Consider the following 19,641-nt stretch of genomic DNA (forward strand, 5'->3'; position numbering starts at 1 on the left):
ACAACGCGGCCACATGCCGCGCGGAATAGCGCGCGGAAGGGAATGACGCAGCCATGCGTTGATTCAGTGCGGTGCGATCAGCGCGCAGGGCAGCGATTGTTATCTGATGCTGTCCCTGTCCGTGAACACCGATGGTGGCTAGCACGAATTGCGGTGTGATATCAGGCCGCTTTCACCGGAAGTGCGACTGTTTCTTCGCGTCCGCCTGTTTGGCGTATTTCTGCGCAGGTGGCAGAAGCCTCGGCAAACGAAAGGGACGCGATTTCTCGCGACCCTTTGGATATCTGGCGCCCGAAGCTGGACTCGAACCAGCGACCCCCTGATTAACAGTCAAGTGCTCTAACCAGCTGAGCTATTCGGGCGGGGATGGGCATTGTAAGCGGTACGTGGCCGGGGTCAAGGGCTCTTGACGCTACAGAGTGGCAATCGTAGTCGGTCCGCGGGCGATTAGTAGGGGCAAGGCTCGTATCCGGTGGCGCGTTGAGTACGTGCGCGGCCGGCATTGTTGACTACCACTTCGCCGATCAATCGCTCATCGTCATGCCCGCACAGTCGCAGGCTGGCGTTGCTGCCGTAGGCGCGGCCGCTGGGGAGGTAGCGCACGCGTTGGCGTCCGCTGGTGGTGCGTAGGGAAAGATTGCCGTTGATAGCGTCAATCTGGCGCAAGATTGAGGCTGCGCCGCTCGGTTGTCCGGTACGACCCGAGTCGACAAAGATGATCCAGCCATCCTCCCAGACCTGATCGCCCCGGCACCGCATCCCATTGCTGCTGGGACAGACGGTGACGGGCTCCGACCGGGTGACCGCGGCAGTTCGGGCGGCCATCAGCGATGCGGTGAGCAGGTGATAGGTACTGGCGACTCGCGTGCGTTCGATAACGGAGGCCAAAGCGGGAAGACCGACCCCCAAGGCCACCGCCAGCAGCACCAGTGTCACCATCAACTCAAGCAATGTGAATCCTTTCGCCACGGACTTCATCGGCCGACTCCATTCGGACAGCCTGCAGGGTCGCGCGCGCCGGACTGAACGGTTATCGGCCACCTGCCCGCGCCGGGGTAGGGAAGTGCCGCACCTGCCCCCATCAAGGTGGGGTCCTACACTTGGGGTTTGGCGGCCAGACGCTTCGACACGATGAACGACGAAACCCACATGGCGACACCCCCGACGCAATCCGGCCGGAAAGCGCCACAGCCCGGCGACAGGTTCCCGGGTTCGCGCCAGCGCGAAGGCACCTTCGAGCTGGTCTCGCCGTACTCCCCGGCGGGCGACCAGCCGCAGGCGATCGCCAAGCTGGTCGAGGGCTTCGAGGCCGGCCTGGCGCACCAGACGCTGCTCGGTGTGACCGGCTCGGGCAAGACCTACACCATCGCCAACGTGATCCAGCAGGTGCAGAAGCCGACCCTGGTGATGGCGCCCAACAAGACCCTGGCGGCGCAGTTGTACGGCGAGTTCAAGTCGTTCTTTCCCAACAACGCTGTCGAGTACTTCGTCAGCTACTACGACTACTACCAGCCCGAGGCCTACGTGGCCTCGTCGGACACGTTCATCGAGAAGGACAGCTCGGTCAACGAGCACATCGAGCAGATGCGGCTGTCGGCGACCAAGGCGCTGCTGGAGCGGCGTGACGCGATCATCGTGTGCACGGTGTCGGCGATCTACGGGCTGGGCGATCCGAACGAGTATTTCCGGATGGTGCTGCACATGGTGCGGGGCGAGCGCATCGACCAGCGCGAACTGATCCGCCGCCTGACCGAGATGCAGTACGTGCGCAACGACACCGAACTGCGCCGCGGCACCTACCGGGTGCGCGGCGAGGTGATCGACGTGCACCCGGCGGAATCGGAGATGGAGGCGGTACGGATCGAGCTGTTTGACGGCGAGATCGAGGCGGTCACGGCGTTCGATCCGCTGACCGGCGAGACCTTGCGCAAGCTGCCGCGCTATACGATCTACCCGAAGTCGCACTACGTGACCACGCGCCGCAGCGTGCTGGACGCGGTCAAGGCGATCAAGGAGGAGCTGAAGGTCCGGCTGGAGCACCTGTATGCGCAGAACAAGCTGGTCGAGGCGCAGCGGCTCGCACAGCGCACCCAGTTCGACCTGGAGATGCTGGCCGAGGTCGGTTTCTGCAACGGTGTGGAGAACTACTCGCGCCACCTGACCGGCCACATGCCCGGCGAGCCGCCACCGTGCCTGTTCGACTACCTGCCGCCGGACGCGCTGCTGGTGCTCGACGAGTCGCACGTGACCGTTCCGCAGATCGGCGCGATGTACAAGGGCGACCGATCACGCAAGGAGACGCTGGTCGAGTTCGGTTTCCGGCTGCCGTCCGCGCTGGACAACCGTCCGCTGAAGTTCGAGGAGTGGGAAGGGCGCTCGCCGCGCTCGATCTTCGTCTCGGCCACGCCGCGCGATTACGAGCTGGAGAAGTCCGAAGGGCAGGTGGTCGAACTGGTTGTGCGACCGACCGGTCTGATCGATCCGCAGGTCGAGATCCGACCGGTCGCGACCCAGGTCGACGACGTCATGGGCGAGATCACCAAGCGCGTGGCGATGGGTGACCGGGTGTTGATCACGACCCTGACCAAGCGCATGTCCGAGAACCTCACCGAATACCTCGCCGAGCACGGCGTGCGGGTGCGCTACCTGCACTCGGATATCGACACGGTGGAGCGGGTGGAGATCATCCGCGACCTGCGGCTGGGCAAGTTCGACGTGCTGGTCGGCATCAACCTGCTGCGCGAGGGCCTGGACATGCCGGAGGTGTCTCTGGTGGCAATCCTGGATGCGGACAAGGAGGGCTTCCTGCGCTCGGCCGGCTCATTGATCCAGACCATCGGCCGCGCCGCCCGCAACGTGCGCGGCAAGGCGATCCTGTACGCGGACAAGATGACCAAGTCGATGCAGAAGGCAATTGACGAGACCGACCGCCGCCGCGCCAAGCAGGTCGAGTACAACACCGAGCACGGCATCACCCCGACCTCGATCAACCGGGCGGTGATGGACATCATGGAAGGCGCCCGGGTCGATCCGGACGCGCTCAAGGGCCGAAACAAGGCGCGCCAGGTGGCCGAGGAGATGGCGGAATACGCGGCGCTCAGCCCCGGCCAGCTGGCGGCAAGCATCAAGAAGCTGGAGCAACAGATGTACCAGCACGCCCGCGACCTGGAGTTCGAGCAGGCAGGCGCAGTGCGCGATCGCCTGCGACTGATGAAGGAGCAGGGGTTTGGGGCGTGAGATCCTCACGACCCTATTGCCGTCACCTCCGCACCGGGCTAAACTGCGCGCCCTCTCGTCGACTTCACGCAAGTTGACGAACGGGCGGTTAGCTCAGTGGTAGAGCATTACCTTGACATGGTAGGGGTCGGGGGTTCGAAACCCTCACCGCCCACCACATTAGTGGTTTAAGAACGGTCAGCGCCTCAGGCTCTGGCCGTTTTTTTATCGCCCGCCGTCCTGCCGTTGACTTGCGGCGGCTTGTCCCCAACTATTGCAATAGCGGTCGGCTATCCAGCCGGCTCCGTTTCGAGGGTGGCCCGCGCCAACGCGCCGGCCGAGCGTGTGACATGAGCACTACCAGCGCACATTGTTGATTCCGCCCGAAGCTTCCGCACCGCGCAGGCGCCTTCGGGGCGTCTTTTTTATTTGTGCCGAGCTTTTCGGCCGTCCTTCTTGCAAGAGCCCCACAGATACCCATGATTGCAGTCACGCTTCCTGACGGCTCGCGCCGTGAATTCGACAGCCCGGTTTCCGTCGCCGATGTCGCCGCTTCCATCGGCCCCGGTCTGGCCAAGGCCGCGCTGGCCGGCAAGGTCGATGGCGAGCTGGTCGACACCAGCTTCCAGATCGACCGCGACGCATCGCTCGAGATCGTCACCGACAAGCACCCCGATGCGCTGGAAGTGCTGCGCCACTCGACGGCCCACCTGTTGGCTCAGGCCGTGCAGCGACTGTTCCCGGGCGCGCAGGTCACCATCGGTCCGGTGATCGACAACGGCTTCTATTACGACTTCGCCTACGAGCGCCCGTTTACCCCCGAGGACCTGCCGGCGATCGAGGCGGAGATGCTCAAGATCGTGAAGGAGGCGCAGCCGGTCAGTCGCAGCGTCAAGTCGCGCGACGAGGCGGTCGCGTTTTTCAACGGCATCGGCGAGCACTACAAGGCCGAGATCATCGAGTCGATCCCGGCGGACGAGGATCTCTCGCTCTACAGCCAGGGCGAGTTCACCGACCTGTGCCGTGGCCCGCACGTGCCGAGTACCGACAAGCTGCGCGCATTCAAGCTGATGAAGGTCGCCGGTGCGTATTGGCGCGGCGACCACAACAACCAGATGCTCAGCCGCATCTACGGGACCAGTTGGCTCAACGACAAGGACCTGAAGGCCTGGCTGCTGCAATTGGAAGAGGCCGAGAAGCGCGACCACCGCAAGATCGCCAAGCAGCAGGACCTGTTCCACCTGCAGGAAGAGGCGCCCGGCCTGGTCTTCTGGCATCCCAAGGGCTGGTCGATCTGGCAGGTGGTGGAGCAGTACATGCGCGGCGTCTATCGCCAAAGCGGTTACGCCGAGGTGCGTTGCCCGCAGATCCTGGACGTGGAGCTGTGGAAGAAATCCGGCCACTGGGACAACTACCAGGAGAACATGTTCTTCACCGAGTCGGAGAAGCGCACCTACGCGCTGAAACCGATGAATTGCCCCGGCCATGTGCAGGTGTTCAATCACGGCCTGCACAGTTATCGCGACCTGCCGATCCGCTACGGCGAGTTTGGCGCCTGCCACCGCAACGAGCCGTCGGGTGCGTTGCACGGCATCCTGCGCGTGCGCGGTTTCACCCAGGATGACGGCCACGTCTTCTGCACCGAGGCCCAGATCGAGTCCGAGGTCACCGCCTTCCACGCCCAGGCGATGGCGGTCTATGCGGACTTCGGCTTCCGCGACGTGCAGGTCAAGTTGGCGCTGCGTCCCGAGCCGCGGATGGGCGACGACGCGACCTGGGACAAGGCCGAGGATGCCTTGCGCAGCGCTTTGCGCGCGGCCGGTGTGGAGTGGGAGGAGCTGCCCGGCGAGGGCGCCTTCTACGGCCCAAAGATCGAGTATCACCTGCGCGACGCGATCGGCCGGACCTGGCAACTGGGCACCATGCAGGTTGACTTCATGATGCCGGCCCGACTGGGCGCCGAGTACATCGACGAGTCCAGCCAGCGCCAACACCCGGTCATGCTGCACCGTGCGATCGTTGGCTCGATGGAGCGCTTCATCGGTATCCTGATCGAGCACCACGAGGGCCGTTTCCCGGCCTGGTTGGCGCCGGTGCAGGCGGTGGTGATGAACATCACCGATGCCCAAGCCGATTACGTCGCTGAAGCGCTCAAAGCCCTTGCGGATCAAGGGTTCCGGGTGGCCAGCGATTTGCGCAACGAAAAGATCGGCTATAAGATCCGCGAGCACACGCTGCAGCGCGTGCCATACCTGCTGGTGGTCGGTGACCGCGAGAAGGAAAATGGCCAGGTCGCGGTGCGCGCATGCGGAGGGGAGGATCTGGGGTCGATGACCGTCGCCGAATTCGCCCAGCGTTTACGCAGTGAAGACATCCGCTGAGGCAACGTAGTTCATAATGGCCCATTCGCACGTGCACAGATGCACGCGCGGCTGGCTCGACCCATACCGGAGATTGCAACATCAGTACCCCCGACAAGCGGAACCGCAAGAATCAGGAGATCCGCGTACCCAAGGTGCGTGTGATTGGCAGCGATGGCGAGATGGTCGGCGTGCTTTCGCGCGACGAAGCACTCGAGCTTGCGCAGGAAGAGGGCCTCGACCTGGTCGAGATCCAGCCCCACGGCGATCCGCCGGTCTGCCGCATCATGGATTTCGGCAAGTTCATCTTCGACCTTCAGAAGAAGGCCAACGCCGCCAAGAAGAAGCAGAAACAGGTCGAGATCAAGGAAATCAAGTTCCGCCCGGTCACCGATGAAGGTGACTACCAGATCAAGCTGCGCAACATGCGCCGGTTCCTGGAAGAGGGCGACAAGATCAAGGTCAACATCCGCTTCCGTGGCCGCGAAATGCGCCATCAGGAACTGGGTCGCCAGATGGCGGCCCGGATCGAGCTGGACCTTGGCGAGGACGTTGTCGTTGAATCGCGTCCGCGCCTGGAAGGCCGGCAGATGGTGATGATGATCGCGCCCAAGAAGAAGTAGCATCACGCATTGCAACCATGAAACCCAGCCGGCATAATGGTCGGCCGGGTGAACCGGTGTTGTTTGCAGTTGTTGTCAGGACCTGTTGTTGATTCGCTTGCGGATCAATAGCTTACAAGCCGGCACGGGCAGGACGGAAAGTGTGGCCATGCCACCGCCCAGGTCAGTTACAGAAACCCGAAAGGACATTCGCAATGCCCAAGATGAAGACTCACCGTGGAGCGGCCAAGCGTTTTCGCAAGATCGCTTCCGGCAAGTTCAAGTGCGGCCACGCCAACCGTAGCCACATCCTCACCAAAAAGACGACCAAGCGGAAGCGCAACCTGAGGCAGGCGAACCACGTTCGCGCCGAAGATGCCGGCCGTATTGCCCGCATGCTGCCGTACGCCTGAGGAGGACTGAGAAATGGCACGAGTCAAACGTGGTGTACAGGCGCGTAGGCGTCACAAGAAAATCCTGAAGCAGGCCAAGGGCTACTATCACGCCCGCCGCAAGGTCTATCGCGTCGCCTATCAGGCGGTCACGAAGGCCCTGCAGTACGCCTACATCGGCCGCAAGCAGAAGAAGCGCAATTTCCGCTCGCTGTGGATCGCCCGCATCAATGCGGCATCCCGCGCCAATGGCATCAGCTACAGCCGCTTCATGAATGGCCTGCTGAAGGCCGGCATTACCCTTGACCGCAAGGTGCTGGCAGATATCGCCGTGCACGACGCGGCAGGCTTTGCCGCGCTGACCGAGAAAGCCAAGGGCGCACTCGCAGCGTAAGGTGTCGCGTCGCTCGCGTGCGGGAGTTGATCCCGCGACGCAGTGAGCCGACAACGCAATACACGCATGGGGAAGGGCGCAAGTCCTTCCCCATGTTTGGTTCTGGGGATTGCAGATGAGCGGCATCGAACAATTGACCGAACAGGCACTGGCCGATATTGCCGCCGCCGATTCGCCCGAGCTGATCGAGGCATTGCGGGTGGCCTTGCTCGGCAAATCCGGCAGCATCACTGCCCAGCTCAAGCAACTGGGCAGCCTGCCAGGCGACCAGCGCAAGGCGGCCGGCGAGAAGATCAACAAGGCGCGCGATGTGCTGTCCACCGAGCTGGCGGCGCGCAAGGTGACGCTGGCCGCCGCAGTGCTGGATGCACGCCTGGCGGCGGAAACGCTGGACGTTACCCTGCCTGGTATCGATGCCGCCTGTGGTGGGCTGCACCCGGTCAGCCGCACCCTGGAGCGCATGACGGACATCTTCGGGCGCCTCGGTTTCGAGTTGTCCGACGGTCCGGAGATCGAGGACGACTGGCACAACTTCGAGGCGCTGAACTTCCCGCCGCACCATCCGGCGCGGGCCATGCACGACACCTTTTACATGTCCGGGGACGATGCCGCTGAGGCCGGCGGCAACAGGCACCTGCTGCGCACCCATACCTCGGGCGTGCAGGTGCGCTACATGATGGACCTGCTTGCCAAGGGCGGCACGCCACCGTTGCGGATGATCGCCGCCGGGAAGGTCTACCGCAGTGACAGTGACCAGACCCATACCCCGATGTTCCATCAGGTCGAAGGGCTGTTGATCGACGAGGTTGCCAGTTTCGCCGACCTCAAGGGCACCCTGGCCGAGTTCGTGCGTGCGTTTTTCGAGCGCGATTTCGAGATGCGCTTCCGGCCCAGCTACTTTCCATTCACCGAGCCGTCCGCCGAGGTCGACATCGCTTGGCAGCAGCCCGACGGCAGCACCCGCTGGCTGGAAGTGCTCGGTTGCGGGATGGTCCATCCAAGTGTGCTGCGCAATGTCGGTATCGACCCGGAGAAGTACACCGGGTTCGCGTTCGGGATGGGCGTGGAGCGTCTCGCCATGCTGCGATACGGCGTTGACGATCTGCGCAGCTTCTTCGACAACGACGTGCGCTTCCTGAGGCAGTTCGCATGACCATCCCGCGTAGTGGACAGCGATGAAATTCTCCGAAAACTGGCTGCGCCAGCACGTACCGACCGAAGCCAGCCACGATGAGCTGGTCGCAACCCTGACAGCGATTGGCCTGGAGGTCGAAGAGGTCACCGAGCTGGGGCAATCGCTCGATGACGTGGTGGTCGCGCAGATACTCAGCGCCGACAAGCACCCGCAGGCGGACCGTTTGCAGGTCTGTCAGGTCGACGTCGGCAATGGCGAGATCGTGCAGATCGTTTGTGGCGCGCCCAACGCGCGCGCTGGCCTCAAGGCACCGCTGGCCAAGGTGGGTGCCGTGTTGCCGGACGGGATGAAGATCGAGCCGGCCAAGCTGCGTGGGGTGGAGTCATTTGGCATGTTGTGCTCGGCCAAGGAGCTGGGGACCGATGGCGATGCGTCCGGCCTGCTGGAACTGCCGGCCGATGCCGTGACAGGGTCACCGATGACCGGGTTGCTCGGCCTGCCCGACGCCAGTATCGAGATCAAGCTGACTCCGAACCGGGCGGATTGCTTCAGTGTGCGCGGGATCGCGTTTGACGTTGCCGCGGCACTGGACGGGGAGGTTGCCGCATTCGATATCCAACCGGTGCCCGCTACCGTCGAGACGAAGCTTGCGATCCAGCTCAGTGCCGGCGCCGCGGCACCGCGTTACTGCGGCCGGGTGATCGAAGGCATCGATGGCACCGTCCCGACCCCGCTCTGGATTGCCGAGCGCTTGCGCCGCAGTGGCGTGCGCCCGGTGTCGCTGCTGGTCGACGTGACCCAGTACGTGATGCTGGAACTGGGCCAGCCAATGCATGCCTTCGACCTGGACCTGCTGGCCGGGCCGATCGGTGTGCGCTGGGCGCAAGCCGGGGAAAGCCTGAAGTTGCTGGATGGCAGGACGGTCCAGCTCGATGAGCAGTTCCTGGCCATTACCGACGCCGACAAGCCGGTTGCGCTGGCCGGTGTGATGGGTGGTTTCGATACGCGGGTCACCGACGCCAGCCGCAACGTATTCCTCGAGTCCGCCCATTTCGCCCCCAGCGCGATCATCGGCCGTAGTCGCAAAATCGGACTGCACACCGATGCCGCGCACCGTTACGAGCGCGGCGTGGATCCGGAGCTGCCGCGCGCGGCGATCGAGTATGCAACCCGGTTGATCCTTGATGCTGCCGGTGGCATGCCCGGTCCGGTGGTGGAAGAAGCGTTGCCGGAACACCTGCCACAACCACAGCCGATCAATCTGCGTCGCGCCCGGCTTGCCCGCGTGTTGGGCCTGGACGTGCCCGATGCCAAGGTCGAGCAGATCCTGAAAGCGTTGGGCCTGGCCGTCGAGGTAAGCGACGAGGGCTGGCAGATCACCGCACCGGGTCGGCGGTTCGACATCGCGATCGAAGAAGACCTGATCGAGGAAGTAGCACGGATCCACGGCTACGACTCGATCCCCACGACCCTGCCGTCCGGCGCCTCGCGGCTGGCCGCGCCCAGCGAGGCGACGGTGGACGAGGGCAGCATCCGTCGGCAACTGGTTGGGCGCGATTACCTGGAGGCCATCAACTACGCCTTCGTCGACGCCGGGCTGTTGCAGTCCTGGGGTTTGGGCGATGGCGCGGTGTCGCTGGCCAATCCGCTCAGCGCCGAGCTCGCGGTGATGCGCACGTCGTTGCTGCCAGGACTGGTCGCCGCGCTGGGCCGCAATGTCGCACGCCAGCAGTCCCGTGTGCGCCTGTTCGAGCTGGGTAACGTATTCGCCGCGGTCAACGGACAAGCGCCGCATCAGCGCCTGCGAGTGGCGGGCGCGGTCTGCGGTAATGTCTCCATCGAGCAATGGGCCGTGGCCGAGCGCGAGGTGGGTTTTCACGACCTGAAGGGCGACCTGGAGAGTCTGGCCGCGTTGTCGGGGGCCCGCTTGGAGTACCGGGCGTCGCAGCCGGGCTGGGCACACCCGGGCCGCTGCGCCGACGTCTTCCGCATTGACGACAAGGGCGGCGCGATCGCACTGGGTTGGATCGGCCAACTGCATCCGCGCCTGCAACAGGCGATGGAAATCGATCGCGACGTGGTGGCGTTCGAGCTCGACCTGGCGCCGCTGACCGCGCGCGCGCTGCCACGTGCAGCGGCCTTGTCCAGGTACCCGTCGGTGCGCCGTGACCTGGCCTTCGTGGTGCCCGATGATGTTTCCTGGGCGATGGTTTCCGCCAGCGTCCGTGGCGCTGCGGGTCCCGTGCTGCGTGAGCTGGTGTTGTTTGATCAGTACCAGGGCAAGGGTGTTGAATCAGGGTGCAAGAGTCTCGCTATGGGCTTGATTTTGCAGGAAGAATCCCGCACGCTGACTGATCCCGACGTGGATGCGGTGGTTACTGCGGTCACTGCGGCGTTGCAGTCGGAGCACGGCGCCACGCTACGCAGTTGATGGTCGCGGCAAGTTGGCCGCGATGGTGCAAAGCGGCAATCGTGCGGCGATAGGCTATCGGAAGGAAATGGATCATGGCGTTGACCAAGGCTGAAATGGCCGAACGACTGTTTGACGAGGTCGGTCTCAACAAGCGCGAGGCCAAGGAGTTCGTCGATGCGTTCTTCGACTCCCTGCGCGAAGCCTTGCAGTCCGGGCGGCAGGTCAAGTTGTCGGGATTTGGCAACTTCGACTTGCGGCGCAAGAGCCAGCGGCCGGGCCGCAACCCGAAGACCGGTGAGGAGATCCCGATCTCGGCCCGGACCGTGGTCACATTCCGGCCAGGCCAGAAGCTGAAGGAACGTGTCGAATCGTACGCAGGGGCCGCACGTGCTTGATCCGGGCAGCAACCGCGAGCTTCCGCCGATTCCGGCCAAACGCTACTTCACCATCGGTGAAGTCAGCGAGTTGTGCGACGTGAAGCCCCATGTACTGCGTTATTGGGAAACCGAGTTCCCGTCGCTCAAGCCAGTCAAGCGTCGTGGCAACCGTCGTTACTACCAACGCCATGAAGTGCTGATGGTCCGCCAGATCCGCGGCTTGCTGTACGAGCAGGGCTACACCATCGGCGGGGCGCGGTTGCGGCTGGAGGGCGACGACGCCAAGGACGAGTCGGCGCTGAGTTCGCAGATCGTCCGCCAGGTGCGTATGGAGTTGGAAGAAGTGCTGCAGTTGCTGCGGCGATAAGCCACGATAGTGGTTCGGATTCCACGGTAATCGGCTATACTCACCGCCCGCCCCACGGCGGACCGCAAGACTTCGGGGCGTAGCGCAGCCTGGTAGCGCACTTGTCTGGGGGACAAGTGGTCGTCGGTTCAAATCCGGCCGCCCCGACCAATTCGTTTGATTCCAGCGACGCCCGGCATTGCCGGGCGTTTGCTTTTCAGGCGGCCTTGGTCAGGCGATCCCTGGTCAGGCGGTCCTGGCCGCCCCGCCGGACGACGTGACAGCCAATGCCGGCCAGCGCGCCAGTACGGCCACGCGGATGCCGTCCGCATCCAGTCCGGCTTCGCTCAGCAACTCCTCGCGGCTGGCGTGGTGCTGGAAAGCGTCCGGCAAGCCCAGATGCAGGATCGGAAGGGTGATGCCCTCAGCCGCCAGCAGCTCGGCCACGCCGCTGCCGGCGCCACCGGCGACGACGTTGTCTTCCAGGGTGACAAAGCCTTCGTGGGTCTCCGCCAGTTCCAGCAGCAATTGGCGATCCAATGGTTTGACGAAGCGCATGTTGACCACGCTCAGTCCCAATTCGCTGCCCACCTGTTCGGCAACCTGGACCAGTGCGCCGAAGGCCAGTAGTGCGATGCTGGAGCCCTCGCGGCGCAAGTGCGCCTTGCCGATCGGCAGGGTGTCGAGGCTTGCCTGGACCTCCACGCCCGGGCCGACGCCGCGCGGATAGCGCACTGACGCCGGGCCCTTGAAGCGGAAGCCGGTGGAAAGCATCTGCCGGCACTCGTTTTCGTCCGCTGGCGCCATCACCACCATGTTGGGCACGCAGCGCAGGTAGCTCAGGTCAAGGTTGCCCGCATGGGTGGCGCCATCGGGGCCGACCACGCCGCCGCGATCAATCGCAAACAGCACGTCCAGCTCCTGCAGCGCCACATCGTGTACCAATTGGTCATAGCCGCGCTGGAGGAACGTCGAATAGATCGCAACCACCGGCTTGGCGCCTTCGCAGGCCATGCCCGCCGCCAGGGTGACCGCGTGCTGCTCGGCGATGGCGACATCGAAGTAGCGTTGCGGGTACTGCTTGCTGAAGCGCACCAGACCGGAGCCTTCCCGCATCGCCGGCGTGATGCCCAGCAATGCCTGGTCGGCGGCGGCCATGTCGCAGATCCAGTCGCCAAACACGTCGGTATAGGTCGGCTTCTTCGCCCCGGTCTTGCTGATCATGCCCAGGTCCGGATCAAACGGGCTGACCGCGTGGTAGCCGATCTGGTCGCCCTCGGCGGGCTCGTAGCCCTTGCCTTTGGTGGTGATGATGTGTAGCAGCTGCGGGCCCTTCATGCCTTGCAGGGTTTTCAGCGTGGCGACCAGTGCTTCCATGTCATGGCCATCGATGGGACCGGTGTAATGGAAGCCGACCTCCTCGAAAAACGTGGACGGCACGAACATGCCTTTCCAGTGCTCTTCCCAACGGCGGATGAAGCGTGCCGGGGGGCGGTTCTTGTCGCCCAGCAACTTCTTGCCGCCTTCGCGCAGGGCGTTGAGGGTGCGGCTGCCGGTCAGGCGTCCGAGCATCCGGGTCACGCCGCCGACGTTCTCGGAGATCGACATCTGGTTGTCGTTGAGGATCACCAGCACGTTGGGTTCAACGCCGCCGGGGTCGTTGCCCATGCCGCCGGCGTGCGTCAGCGCCTCGAATGCCATGCCGGCAGTCATCGCGCCGTCACCGATCACCGCAACCACCTTGCGCTCGTCGCCGACGTGCTGCAACGCGATTGCCATGCCGATTGCGGCGGAAATGCTGGTCGAGCTGTGGCCGACGCCGAACGTGTCGTATTCGGACTCGTCGCGCTTGGGGAAGGGCGCCACGCCGTCCTTGTGCTTGACGGTGTGGATCTGGTCCCGGCGACCGGTGAGGATCTTGTGCGGGTAGGTCTGGTGGCCAACGTCCCAGACCAGTCGGTCGGTGGGAGTGTCGTATAGCCAATGCAATGCGACCGTCAATTCGATCACGCCCAGACCCGCGCCGAAATGACCGCCCGATTGAGCGACCTGCTCGATCAGGTACGCACGGAGCTCTCCGGCGATGGCAGACAGTTCCTCGGCGGGGAACTGGCGCAGGTCGGCGGGGGTCTGGATACGTGACAGACGCGGGTAGCGTTGCGAATCAATCATCAATACGGAGTCGGACGGTAGTACGCCATTGTCCCGCTCGCGTTGGAACGGAGCAAGGTGGGACCTGACTGGCAGCGGTAGTGGCCCTCAGCGTCCGCGCAGGCGTCCGAACAGGCCGCCGGATTTTTGCGGCTCCGGTGCCGGCTCGGGCAAGCGCTCGATATCGGCGAAACCGGTGGCGAGGCTGGCGTTGACGAAGTCGGTCACCTCCGCGATGGAAACCCCGCTTGCCTCGGCGATGTCAGGCAACGTCGTCGGGCCTTTCATCATGGTGGTCGCAATCCGGAAATGCTTGGGGTATTCGCGCTCGGTTTGCGGCCATTTCAACAGCTGGTAACGCGCTTTGGGGTCGAATCCCGGCGTCAGGCGGCCTTGGCTCGACAGCAGTCCTGCGTACCAGACCAGTCGCGTCAACGGCTGCGATGCGCCAATCCTGGCTATCTCGCTGTCCCAATCAGGGACGGAGACGAAATCGTCGGCATCGGCCTGGCTGGTTACATGAGCGGCCAATGGCTTCAGGCTGCTGGGGCCAAAGTATTGGTTGCGGGCGGTATCGACCAGCAACGCCAGACCGTCACGCTCGAATTTGACCTGGCTGGCAAGACGCCCGGAAGCAAGCCACTCGGCGAATGTAGACGGTTCCGAATCGGCTGGAGCGTCCGGCCCGGTCTTTGGCTCGTCGTCGGGCAACGCCGGTGCGACATCGGCGGCTACAGCCAGGCCGGGCGGCTCGACGGGATCGAGCGTCTCCGACGCCACCGGCGATGGGCCTGCGGCGGCAGGTACCTCGTCAAGCGATGGCGTTTTGGCTGTCTTGTCTACTGGCGGTGCAGCCGGTGGCAAATCGGTCGCGGGCGACTTTTCCGTAGTCGTGCTTGTGGGTGCGACGGCGGCGGCCGGCTGTGGCGCGATCTGTGAGAGCAGGGAAAACAGCGAGCCCGCATCAAACGGCTGGGCCAGCAGCAGATCGGCCTGGGTGCGCGGCGCCGACGTCAGTCCGATCACGGTCTTGCCCGACGCATGCAGTCGCAACCAGCTCATTGGCCCGTACATGCTGTCCATATCGACGACGACGTACTCGGCCGCGGCGGCGGGCATCAACTGCCATGCGGAGCCCAAGCGCCCATTGGCATCCGTGAAAGCGGCCTTTAACGAAGTTTCGGTCGCCGGATCCATGCCGGTCAGGCCAAGGGTAAGGGCCATTATCGAATCCAATTTTTCAATCCGCCAGTGTTGCGGAACCGTTTGCAGGCGTCAAACATTGTGCTCAGGAAAACGAGCGGACATGTTTCCTGGGCAACTGGCTTTTCAGGAACGCCATCTGGTCGGCCAGGATGTTGCGGTTGGACAGGATCAGGTGTTCGATCCAGCTGGGCCGGTAGGGTACGGCGAGCAATGGCATGTGGGCTTGCTGCGGGGTGCGGTTTCCCTTGCGCGAGTTGCAGTGGAAACAGGCGGAGACCACGTTCTCCCAGATATCGCGGCCGCCGCGGGATACCGGCATGACATGGTCACGCGTCAGCTGCGGGCGATGGAACTCGTCGCCGCAGTACAGGCACAGGTGCGCGTCGCGGGCGAACAATGCCGGGTTGGTCAGGGACGGGGTCGGGTTGATCGCACGGGAGCGGGCATGCCCGCGTGCCGCCACGATCGGGTGCAGCTCCATCAGGCTGCGCTGGCCACTGAGCCGGTTGAAGCCACCGTGGACTTCCAGGCACGGGTCACCGAGCGTCCATGCCACCGCATCGCGGGCATACAGACACGCCGCCTGTTGCCAGTTTATCCAGCTGAGTGCCTGGCCGTAGGCATCCAGCGACAGCAGCCGCACCGCGTTGAGATGCTCCAGTGCGTGGCGCGAGTCGAGCGTGGACGAGCCAAACGGGGGATCACCCGGGTCCGGCCGGTTGCTGTATCCGGCGTGGATTCCAGAGCGGACCAGCGATAACGGTGCTGTATCGATCTCCATTGGAAATCGAGCATATACCTGATTTGTGGCGATTTGGATCGGGCCTGCGCGCGCTTGCGACGGGTTGCGCCATCCTCAGGCGTCGAACTGTCCAGCGTCCAGCGCCATCAGCGAACTGCTGCCACTGTCGATCGCCGCTGCGTGAGCCAGCGTACGCGGCAGGATCCGTGCGAAATAGAACCGGGCGGTCTCGCATTTTCCGGCCTTGAATCCCTCCGGCTGCGTTGACCCTTCGCTGGCGGCAACGCTGCGTGCCCACCAGTAGGAGAGGGCGACATAGCCCGAGTACATCAGGTAGTCATAGGCGGCCGCGCCGACCTCGTCCGGGTCGGTGGCCGCACGCTTGCCGATCTGCATCGTCAGCCGTTGCCACTCGTCGGCCCCGGCGCGCAGCGGTGCGATGAACTCGGCGACCGCGGCGTTGTCCGCATTGTCGCTGCAGAACTGCTCGATCATGCCCAGCATTACCTTCAACCCGGCACCTTGCAGCTGCAGGATCTTTCGGCCGACCAGGTCCAGCGCCTGGATCCCGGTGGTGCCTTCATACAGCGTGGTGATCCGCGCGTCGCGGGCCAGTTGCTCAACGCCGTTCTCGGCGATATAGCCGTGGCCGCCGTAGCACTGCACCGCGTGGTAGGTACATTCCACACCCCATTCGGTCAGGCAGGCCTTCACGATCGGGGTCATGAAACCCACCAGCGCATCGGCCTGCTCGCGCTCGGTCGGGTCGGTGGCGTTCTGGGCGATATCGATCTGCAGCCCGGCGTGATAACTCATGGCCCGGCCCCCTTCCACCAGTGCCTTGCAAGTCAACAACATGCGGCGCACATCGGGATGCACGATGATCGGGTCGGCAGGTTTGTCGGGAAATTTCGGGCCCGACAGCGAGCGCATCTGCAACCGCTCACGCGAGTAGGCCAACGCGTTCTGGAATGCACGATCCGACAGGCCCAACCCCTGCAGTCCCACCGCCAGGCGCGCGGCATTCATCATGGTGAACATTCCGACCATGCCCTTGTGCGGCTTGCCGACCAGATAGCCCTGCGCGCCGTCGAAATTCATCACGCACGTCGCCGAACCGTGGATGCCCATCTTGTGCTCGATGCTGCCGCAACGCACCGCGTTGGCGTCTCCTGTACTGCCATCGCGCGCAATGCGGATCTTGGGGACCACGAACAGCGAGATGCCCTTGCTGCCGGCGGGCGCATCCGGCAGCCGCGCCAGCACCAGGTGGATGATGTTTTCGGTCAGGTCGTGATCGCCGGCGGTGATGAAGATCTTGGTCCCGGTGATCGAGTAGCTGCCATCGTCGTTCGGTTCGGCACGGGTCTTCAGCAGGCCGAGATCGGTGCCGCAATGCGGCTCGGTCAGGCACATGGTGCCGGTCCAGCGGCCTTCGACCAAGGGCTTGAGGAATACCTCGCGCTGCCAGTCCTCGCCGTGGTGCAGCAGTGCCTCGGTGGCGCCGTGGGAGAGCAATGGAAAGTTTCCCCAGGCCAGGTTGGCGGCATCGATCATTTCCTTCTGCGCGAAGCCAGCCAGGTGCGGCAGGCCCTGGCCGCCGAACTCGACCGATGACACCAGTCCGGTCCAGCCGCCCTCCACGTATTGCTGGTAGGCCTGCCGGAAGCCGGTCGGCGTGGTGACGGCACCGGTCGCCTTGTCGAACGTGCAGCCTTCGCGGTCGCCGACTTCGTTGAGCGGTGCGAGCACGTTCTCGGCAAACTTCGCGCTCTCCTCCAGGACCGCGTCGAGCAGGTCGCGACTGACATCGGTGAAGCCCAGCCGCTGGAACTCGGCCTCGCTGTCGAGCACATCGAACAGGACGAACTGCATGTCACGAAGGGGAACTTTGTACTGGCTCATCGAGGACCTCGGTTGGGCGAAGGCTTGGATGGATCGGGAGCTTGGATGGACCGCAAATTACGGGAGTCTGGCTGCCCGCTGCTCAGCGCAACACGCCAGGTAGTCCCGGTGCCGGACTCAACGTGCTGTTGCGCTCGATCTTGTATTCACGCTGGCGCTCATCGTCGGGCGTCGCGGTGATGGTTCCTTCAAGCGCGTAATCCAGACCCTGGTTGCGGGCCAGTGCATCGGCGACTTCAAGTTTTGCGGCCACCGAAGGCGCGAGTGTCACGGTGATCACGTCGGCAGATTCCGGGCCGATGGTCAGCGCCGGCTGTGCAGCCAGCGCGCCGGCTTCCTGGTCGCCCACCTCAAGGGCGAGGCGCAGTGAGTCGAACCGCATCGGGATGCTGCTGAAATTCTCGATCCGCAACTCGGCCGACCAGCTGCCATCGGCCAGTACGGTCAACTGCTGGATCCGTGCGGACGGCTCCGACACGCGGCGCACCGGACCACTGGCGCAAGCTGCCAGCAGCAATACGCATGATGCCAATCCGAGCCAGCTTGTCCAACGCGTGGTAGTCATTGTTCGTCCCCGATGGTGTCTGTTTCGTCGAGGATACTACGGCGCATGGTGCGGGCAGTTGCATGACGATGGGGCAAAAGCAAAAACCCCGCAAAGCGGGGTTCTGCAATTAGAAGGCGGATCAAGAGTTACCGCGACTGTGCGTGGAACGTCCTCGTAGAGCTACCGGATTCAGCACGGCGCTTCTCGATGATGCTCTTTTGGCGTTCGGTGGCTTTGACCAGCACGACCTTGTAGACCTTCTTCTTCTCTTTGGAAGAGGCATTGCGAATGAAGTCAGAGAAGGGTGTGGACGATACCTTCTTGGTCTTGAATAAATCGAACATTTTCTGATTTCTCTAGATGGTGCTCAGGATCCGGCGTAGGGCCGTTTCGTCGTACTTTTCAGGAATGTGCCCATCGATCAGGTCGATGTTGTCGACGTACATACCGTTGGTGCCGTCAATATTCTTGAGTAGTAGATCTACACTGATCGAACGGCCGAAAGTCTTCTTCAGCCTGTTCACAACGTTACGCGCTTCGAAGTACTGGTGTATGAACTGTTCTGGAGGAATGTGCCGCCCGTCAAGAGCTTCCCGTTCCTGAACGAATTCCCAGGCTTGGTGAGGCTCCTGGTACACATAAAGGATCTGAACGACGCGCTTTCGCTGTAGCGACCGATCAATGTTGTGGGCAGCGATTGAGTAGTTGGTGAGTGTGCCATCGAGCAAAAACGTCTGACTTTGCTTAAATGCCAGATCGAGCATCCGATTCACCAAGGTCGAAACAGCTCGTTGGAAGAGGCTGGCGTTGTGTCCTTCATAGCCGGGCAGCAATTCCCGCAGCTCGTCCGGATCGATCCGTAGAACACGATCTCCATGCTGGGCCAGAAGTTCTATCGATGCTTCAGTCTTCCCTGCGCCAGGTGACCCGGCCATGAAGACAGAGACTGGCGACTTTTCAGATAGGTAGACATGGGGGTCTGTCCGCTCCGCGGCAATAGCCTTCCGATTGGCTTGCGCGTATGCGTTGGCGGCGCCCATGACAATTTGATCTTCGGGGCTCAGCTCCAAGACGATCTCCTACGGGGCCGGACAATTTTACTAAGCCTCCATGGCTCACCCTCACAAACGAAAAACCCCGCAGTGCTCGACAGCATTGCAGGGCTTGCATCTCACACGCCACCAAATGGTGGCCGGGGAGGGAATCGAACCCCCGACACGGGGATTTTCAATCCCCTGCTCTACCAACTGAGCTACCCGGCCCTGTCACGGGCTGGCCGTGAAGGAGCGGCATGATAGCGGGCTGATGGCGTAGGTGGCAAGCCGGATGTGAGCTGAATGTGTGCGCGCTCGTGCCAGACTCATCGCAACTCACGGTGCACCATGCACTCTTGAACGCCTCCTTCGCCAACCCGGGAGCAGACATGAAACGTATCTTCCTTTCGGTCGCCGTCGCAGCGCTGCTGACCGCTTGCGCCACTACCGCGACCTTGCCCGACGATCAACGCCTGGAGATCCACCGGGCGCATGCCGGGGCACCGGTCAACAGCTTCCACAATTTTGGCACTCTCTACAGTTGGACTCCGCTGGGCGATAGCGCGCTGACGGTCTGGACCCGGCGCAACCAGGCCTATCTGCTGGAGCTGGGCGGGAGCTGTCCGGGCCTGGAATACGGGCACGCCATCAGTTTCAGCGGGCAGGGTGGGACGGTCTTTTCCGGGATGGACAGCGTGGTGGTGCTCGATCCCGGAGTCACCAGCTTCCCGTGCCGGATCCAGCAAATCCTGCCGCTGGATGTCAAAGCCCTGAAGAAGGCCGAAGACGCCGCCCGCGACGATGTTGAAGGCAAGTAGCGC

Annotated in this window: 18 protein-coding genes and 4 tRNA genes; 12 read left to right on the forward strand and 10 right to left on the reverse strand. The window is 63.4% G+C overall.

Annotation, left to right across the window (positions count from 1 at the left end; genetic code table 11):
* Window positions 1–285 precede the first annotated feature (285 nt).
* A tRNA-Asn gene (locus tag ACW7G6_RS00540) sits at window positions 286–362 on the reverse strand.
* Window positions 363–447: 85 nt separating this feature from the next.
* Complete coding sequence (locus ACW7G6_RS00545) at window positions 448–978, reverse strand: GspH/FimT family pseudopilin (RefSeq protein WP_456997337.1); 531 nt, start codon at window positions 976–978, stop codon at window positions 448–450.
* 153 nt (window positions 979–1,131) lie between these two features.
* Here ACW7G6_RS00545 and uvrB point away from each other — a divergent pair, with 153 nt between their 5' ends.
* The 11 genes from uvrB (at window position 1,132) to ACW7G6_RS00600 (ending at window position 11,406) form a co-directional block, all read left to right on the forward strand.
* On the forward strand, window positions 1,132–3,237 hold the full coding sequence (gene uvrB, locus ACW7G6_RS00550) for an excinuclease ABC subunit UvrB (protein ID WP_456997338.1): 2,106 nt from the start codon (window positions 1,132–1,134) through the stop codon (window positions 3,235–3,237).
* An 82-nt stretch (window positions 3,238–3,319) separates the two neighbouring features.
* Window positions 3,320–3,394, forward strand: a tRNA-Val gene (locus ACW7G6_RS00555).
* Window positions 3,395–3,695: 301 nt separating this feature from the next.
* On the forward strand, window positions 3,696–5,597 hold the full coding sequence (gene thrS, locus ACW7G6_RS00560; protein WP_456997339.1) for a threonine--tRNA ligase: 1,902 nt from the start codon (window positions 3,696–3,698) through the stop codon (window positions 5,595–5,597).
* A gap of 80 nt (window positions 5,598–5,677) precedes the next feature.
* Complete coding sequence (gene infC / locus ACW7G6_RS00565) at window positions 5,678–6,199, forward strand: translation initiation factor IF-3 (protein WP_456997701.1); 522 nt, start codon at window positions 5,678–5,680, stop codon at window positions 6,197–6,199.
* Between the two features lie 194 nt (window positions 6,200–6,393).
* Window positions 6,394–6,591: a 50S ribosomal protein L35 gene (gene rpmI / locus ACW7G6_RS00570; RefSeq protein WP_456961046.1), complete on the forward strand. Its 198-nt coding sequence runs from the start codon at window positions 6,394–6,396 to the stop codon at window positions 6,589–6,591.
* Between the two features lie 13 nt (window positions 6,592–6,604).
* A complete protein-coding gene (gene rplT, locus ACW7G6_RS00575; protein WP_456961047.1) occupies window positions 6,605–6,964 on the forward strand; it encodes a 50S ribosomal protein L20 in 360 nt (119 codons plus the stop codon).
* Between the two features lie 115 nt (window positions 6,965–7,079).
* The gene (gene pheS / locus ACW7G6_RS00580) at window positions 7,080–8,117 is read left to right on the forward strand and encodes a phenylalanine--tRNA ligase subunit alpha (RefSeq protein WP_456997340.1); all 1,038 of its coding nucleotides are present in this window, start codon (window positions 7,080–7,082) and stop codon (window positions 8,115–8,117) included.
* Window positions 8,118–8,139: 22 nt separating this feature from the next.
* Window positions 8,140–10,530: a phenylalanine--tRNA ligase subunit beta gene (pheT, locus tag ACW7G6_RS00585; protein WP_456997341.1), complete on the forward strand. Its 2,391-nt coding sequence runs from the start codon at window positions 8,140–8,142 to the stop codon at window positions 10,528–10,530.
* 74 nt (window positions 10,531–10,604) lie between these two features.
* Entirely contained in the window at window positions 10,605–10,907 is a 303-nt protein-coding gene (locus tag ACW7G6_RS00590; protein WP_456961050.1) for an integration host factor subunit alpha, read from the forward strand.
* Complete coding sequence (locus ACW7G6_RS00595; RefSeq protein WP_456962930.1) at window positions 10,900–11,256, forward strand: MerR family transcriptional regulator; 357 nt, start codon at window positions 10,900–10,902, stop codon at window positions 11,254–11,256. The genes ACW7G6_RS00590 and ACW7G6_RS00595 overlap by 8 nt, the downstream gene beginning before the upstream one ends.
* Before the next feature lie 73 nt (window positions 11,257–11,329).
* Window positions 11,330–11,406, forward strand: a tRNA-Pro gene (locus ACW7G6_RS00600).
* Between the two features lie 75 nt (window positions 11,407–11,481).
* On the opposite strand, the gene dxs is transcribed toward ACW7G6_RS00600, so the two are convergent.
* From dxs to ACW7G6_RS00640, 8 genes are all read right to left on the reverse strand, one after another.
* On the reverse strand, window positions 11,482–13,407 hold the full coding sequence (gene dxs, locus ACW7G6_RS00605) for a 1-deoxy-D-xylulose-5-phosphate synthase (RefSeq protein ID WP_456978957.1): 1,926 nt from the start codon (window positions 13,405–13,407) through the stop codon (window positions 11,482–11,484).
* A gap of 87 nt (window positions 13,408–13,494) precedes the next feature.
* Window positions 13,495–14,610, reverse strand: coding sequence for a hypothetical protein (locus ACW7G6_RS00610; protein ID WP_456978958.1), 1,116 nt, complete (start codon window positions 14,608–14,610; stop codon window positions 13,495–13,497).
* Window positions 14,611–14,674: 64 nt separating this feature from the next.
* A complete protein-coding gene (locus tag ACW7G6_RS00615; protein WP_456997342.1) occupies window positions 14,675–15,373 on the reverse strand; it encodes an HNH endonuclease in 699 nt (232 codons plus the stop codon).
* A gap of 75 nt (window positions 15,374–15,448) precedes the next feature.
* Window positions 15,449–17,239: an acyl-CoA dehydrogenase C-terminal domain-containing protein gene (locus ACW7G6_RS00620; RefSeq protein WP_456997343.1), complete on the reverse strand. Its 1,791-nt coding sequence runs from the start codon at window positions 17,237–17,239 to the stop codon at window positions 15,449–15,451.
* 82 nt (window positions 17,240–17,321) lie between these two features.
* Window positions 17,322–17,804: an LEA type 2 family protein gene (locus ACW7G6_RS00625; protein WP_456997344.1), complete on the reverse strand. Its 483-nt coding sequence runs from the start codon at window positions 17,802–17,804 to the stop codon at window positions 17,322–17,324.
* A 128-nt stretch (window positions 17,805–17,932) separates the two neighbouring features.
* Window positions 17,933–18,130 carry a hypothetical protein gene (locus ACW7G6_RS00630; protein WP_456978962.1) on the reverse strand — a complete coding sequence of 66 codons (198 nt, stop codon included), beginning with the start codon at window positions 18,128–18,130 and terminating at the stop codon, window positions 17,933–17,935.
* 12 nt (window positions 18,131–18,142) lie between these two features.
* Complete coding sequence (locus ACW7G6_RS00635; RefSeq protein WP_456978963.1) at window positions 18,143–18,856, reverse strand: zeta toxin family protein; 714 nt, start codon at window positions 18,854–18,856, stop codon at window positions 18,143–18,145.
* Between the two features lie 116 nt (window positions 18,857–18,972).
* A tRNA-Phe gene (locus tag ACW7G6_RS00640) sits at window positions 18,973–19,048 on the reverse strand.
* 161 nt (window positions 19,049–19,209) lie between these two features.
* Here ACW7G6_RS00640 and ACW7G6_RS00645 point away from each other — a divergent pair.
* Window positions 19,210–19,638 (forward strand): DUF6491 family protein, encoded by a 429-nt coding sequence (locus tag ACW7G6_RS00645; protein ID WP_456997345.1) that lies wholly within the window; start codon window positions 19,210–19,212, stop codon window positions 19,636–19,638.
* Window positions 19,639–19,641: the final 3 nt, after the last annotated feature.

This window comes from Lysobacter sp. A421 (genome assembly GCF_054052145.1).

Bases quoted from the DNA above. Each gene is read 5' to 3' on its own strand.
- ACW7G6_RS00545 (WP_456997337.1), bottom strand. From the start codon at position 978: ATGAAGTCCGTGGCGAAAGGATTCACATTGCTTGAGTTGATGGTGACA.
- uvrB (WP_456997338.1), top strand. From the start codon at position 1,132: ATGAACGACGAAACCCACATGGCGACACCCCCGACGCAATCCGGCCGG.
- thrS (WP_456997339.1), top strand. From the start codon at position 3,696: ATGATTGCAGTCACGCTTCCTGACGGCTCGCGCCGTGAATTCGACAGC.
- rpmI (WP_456961046.1), top strand. From the start codon at position 6,394: ATGCCCAAGATGAAGACTCACCGTGGAGCGGCCAAGCGTTTTCGCAAG.
- rplT (WP_456961047.1), top strand. From the start codon at position 6,605: ATGGCACGAGTCAAACGTGGTGTACAGGCGCGTAGGCGTCACAAGAAA.
- pheS (WP_456997340.1), top strand. From the start codon at position 7,080: ATGAGCGGCATCGAACAATTGACCGAACAGGCACTGGCCGATATTGCC.
- pheT (WP_456997341.1), top strand. From the start codon at position 8,140: ATGAAATTCTCCGAAAACTGGCTGCGCCAGCACGTACCGACCGAAGCC.
- ACW7G6_RS00590 (WP_456961050.1), top strand. From the start codon at position 10,605: ATGGCGTTGACCAAGGCTGAAATGGCCGAACGACTGTTTGACGAGGTC.
- dxs (WP_456978957.1), bottom strand. From the start codon at position 13,407: ATGATTGATTCGCAACGCTACCCGCGTCTGTCACGTATCCAGACCCCC.
- ACW7G6_RS00610 (WP_456978958.1), bottom strand. From the start codon at position 14,610: ATGGCCCTTACCCTTGGCCTGACCGGCATGGATCCGGCGACCGAAACT.
- ACW7G6_RS00615 (WP_456997342.1), bottom strand. From the start codon at position 15,373: ATGGAGATCGATACAGCACCGTTATCGCTGGTCCGCTCTGGAATCCAC.
- ACW7G6_RS00620 (WP_456997343.1), bottom strand. From the start codon at position 17,239: ATGAGCCAGTACAAAGTTCCCCTTCGTGACATGCAGTTCGTCCTGTTC.
- ACW7G6_RS00625 (WP_456997344.1), bottom strand. From the start codon at position 17,804: ATGACTACCACGCGTTGGACAAGCTGGCTCGGATTGGCATCATGCGTA.
- ACW7G6_RS00630 (WP_456978962.1), bottom strand. From the start codon at position 18,130: ATGTTCGATTTATTCAAGACCAAGAAGGTATCGTCCACACCCTTCTCT.
- ACW7G6_RS00645 (WP_456997345.1), top strand. From the start codon at position 19,210: ATGAAACGTATCTTCCTTTCGGTCGCCGTCGCAGCGCTGCTGACCGCT.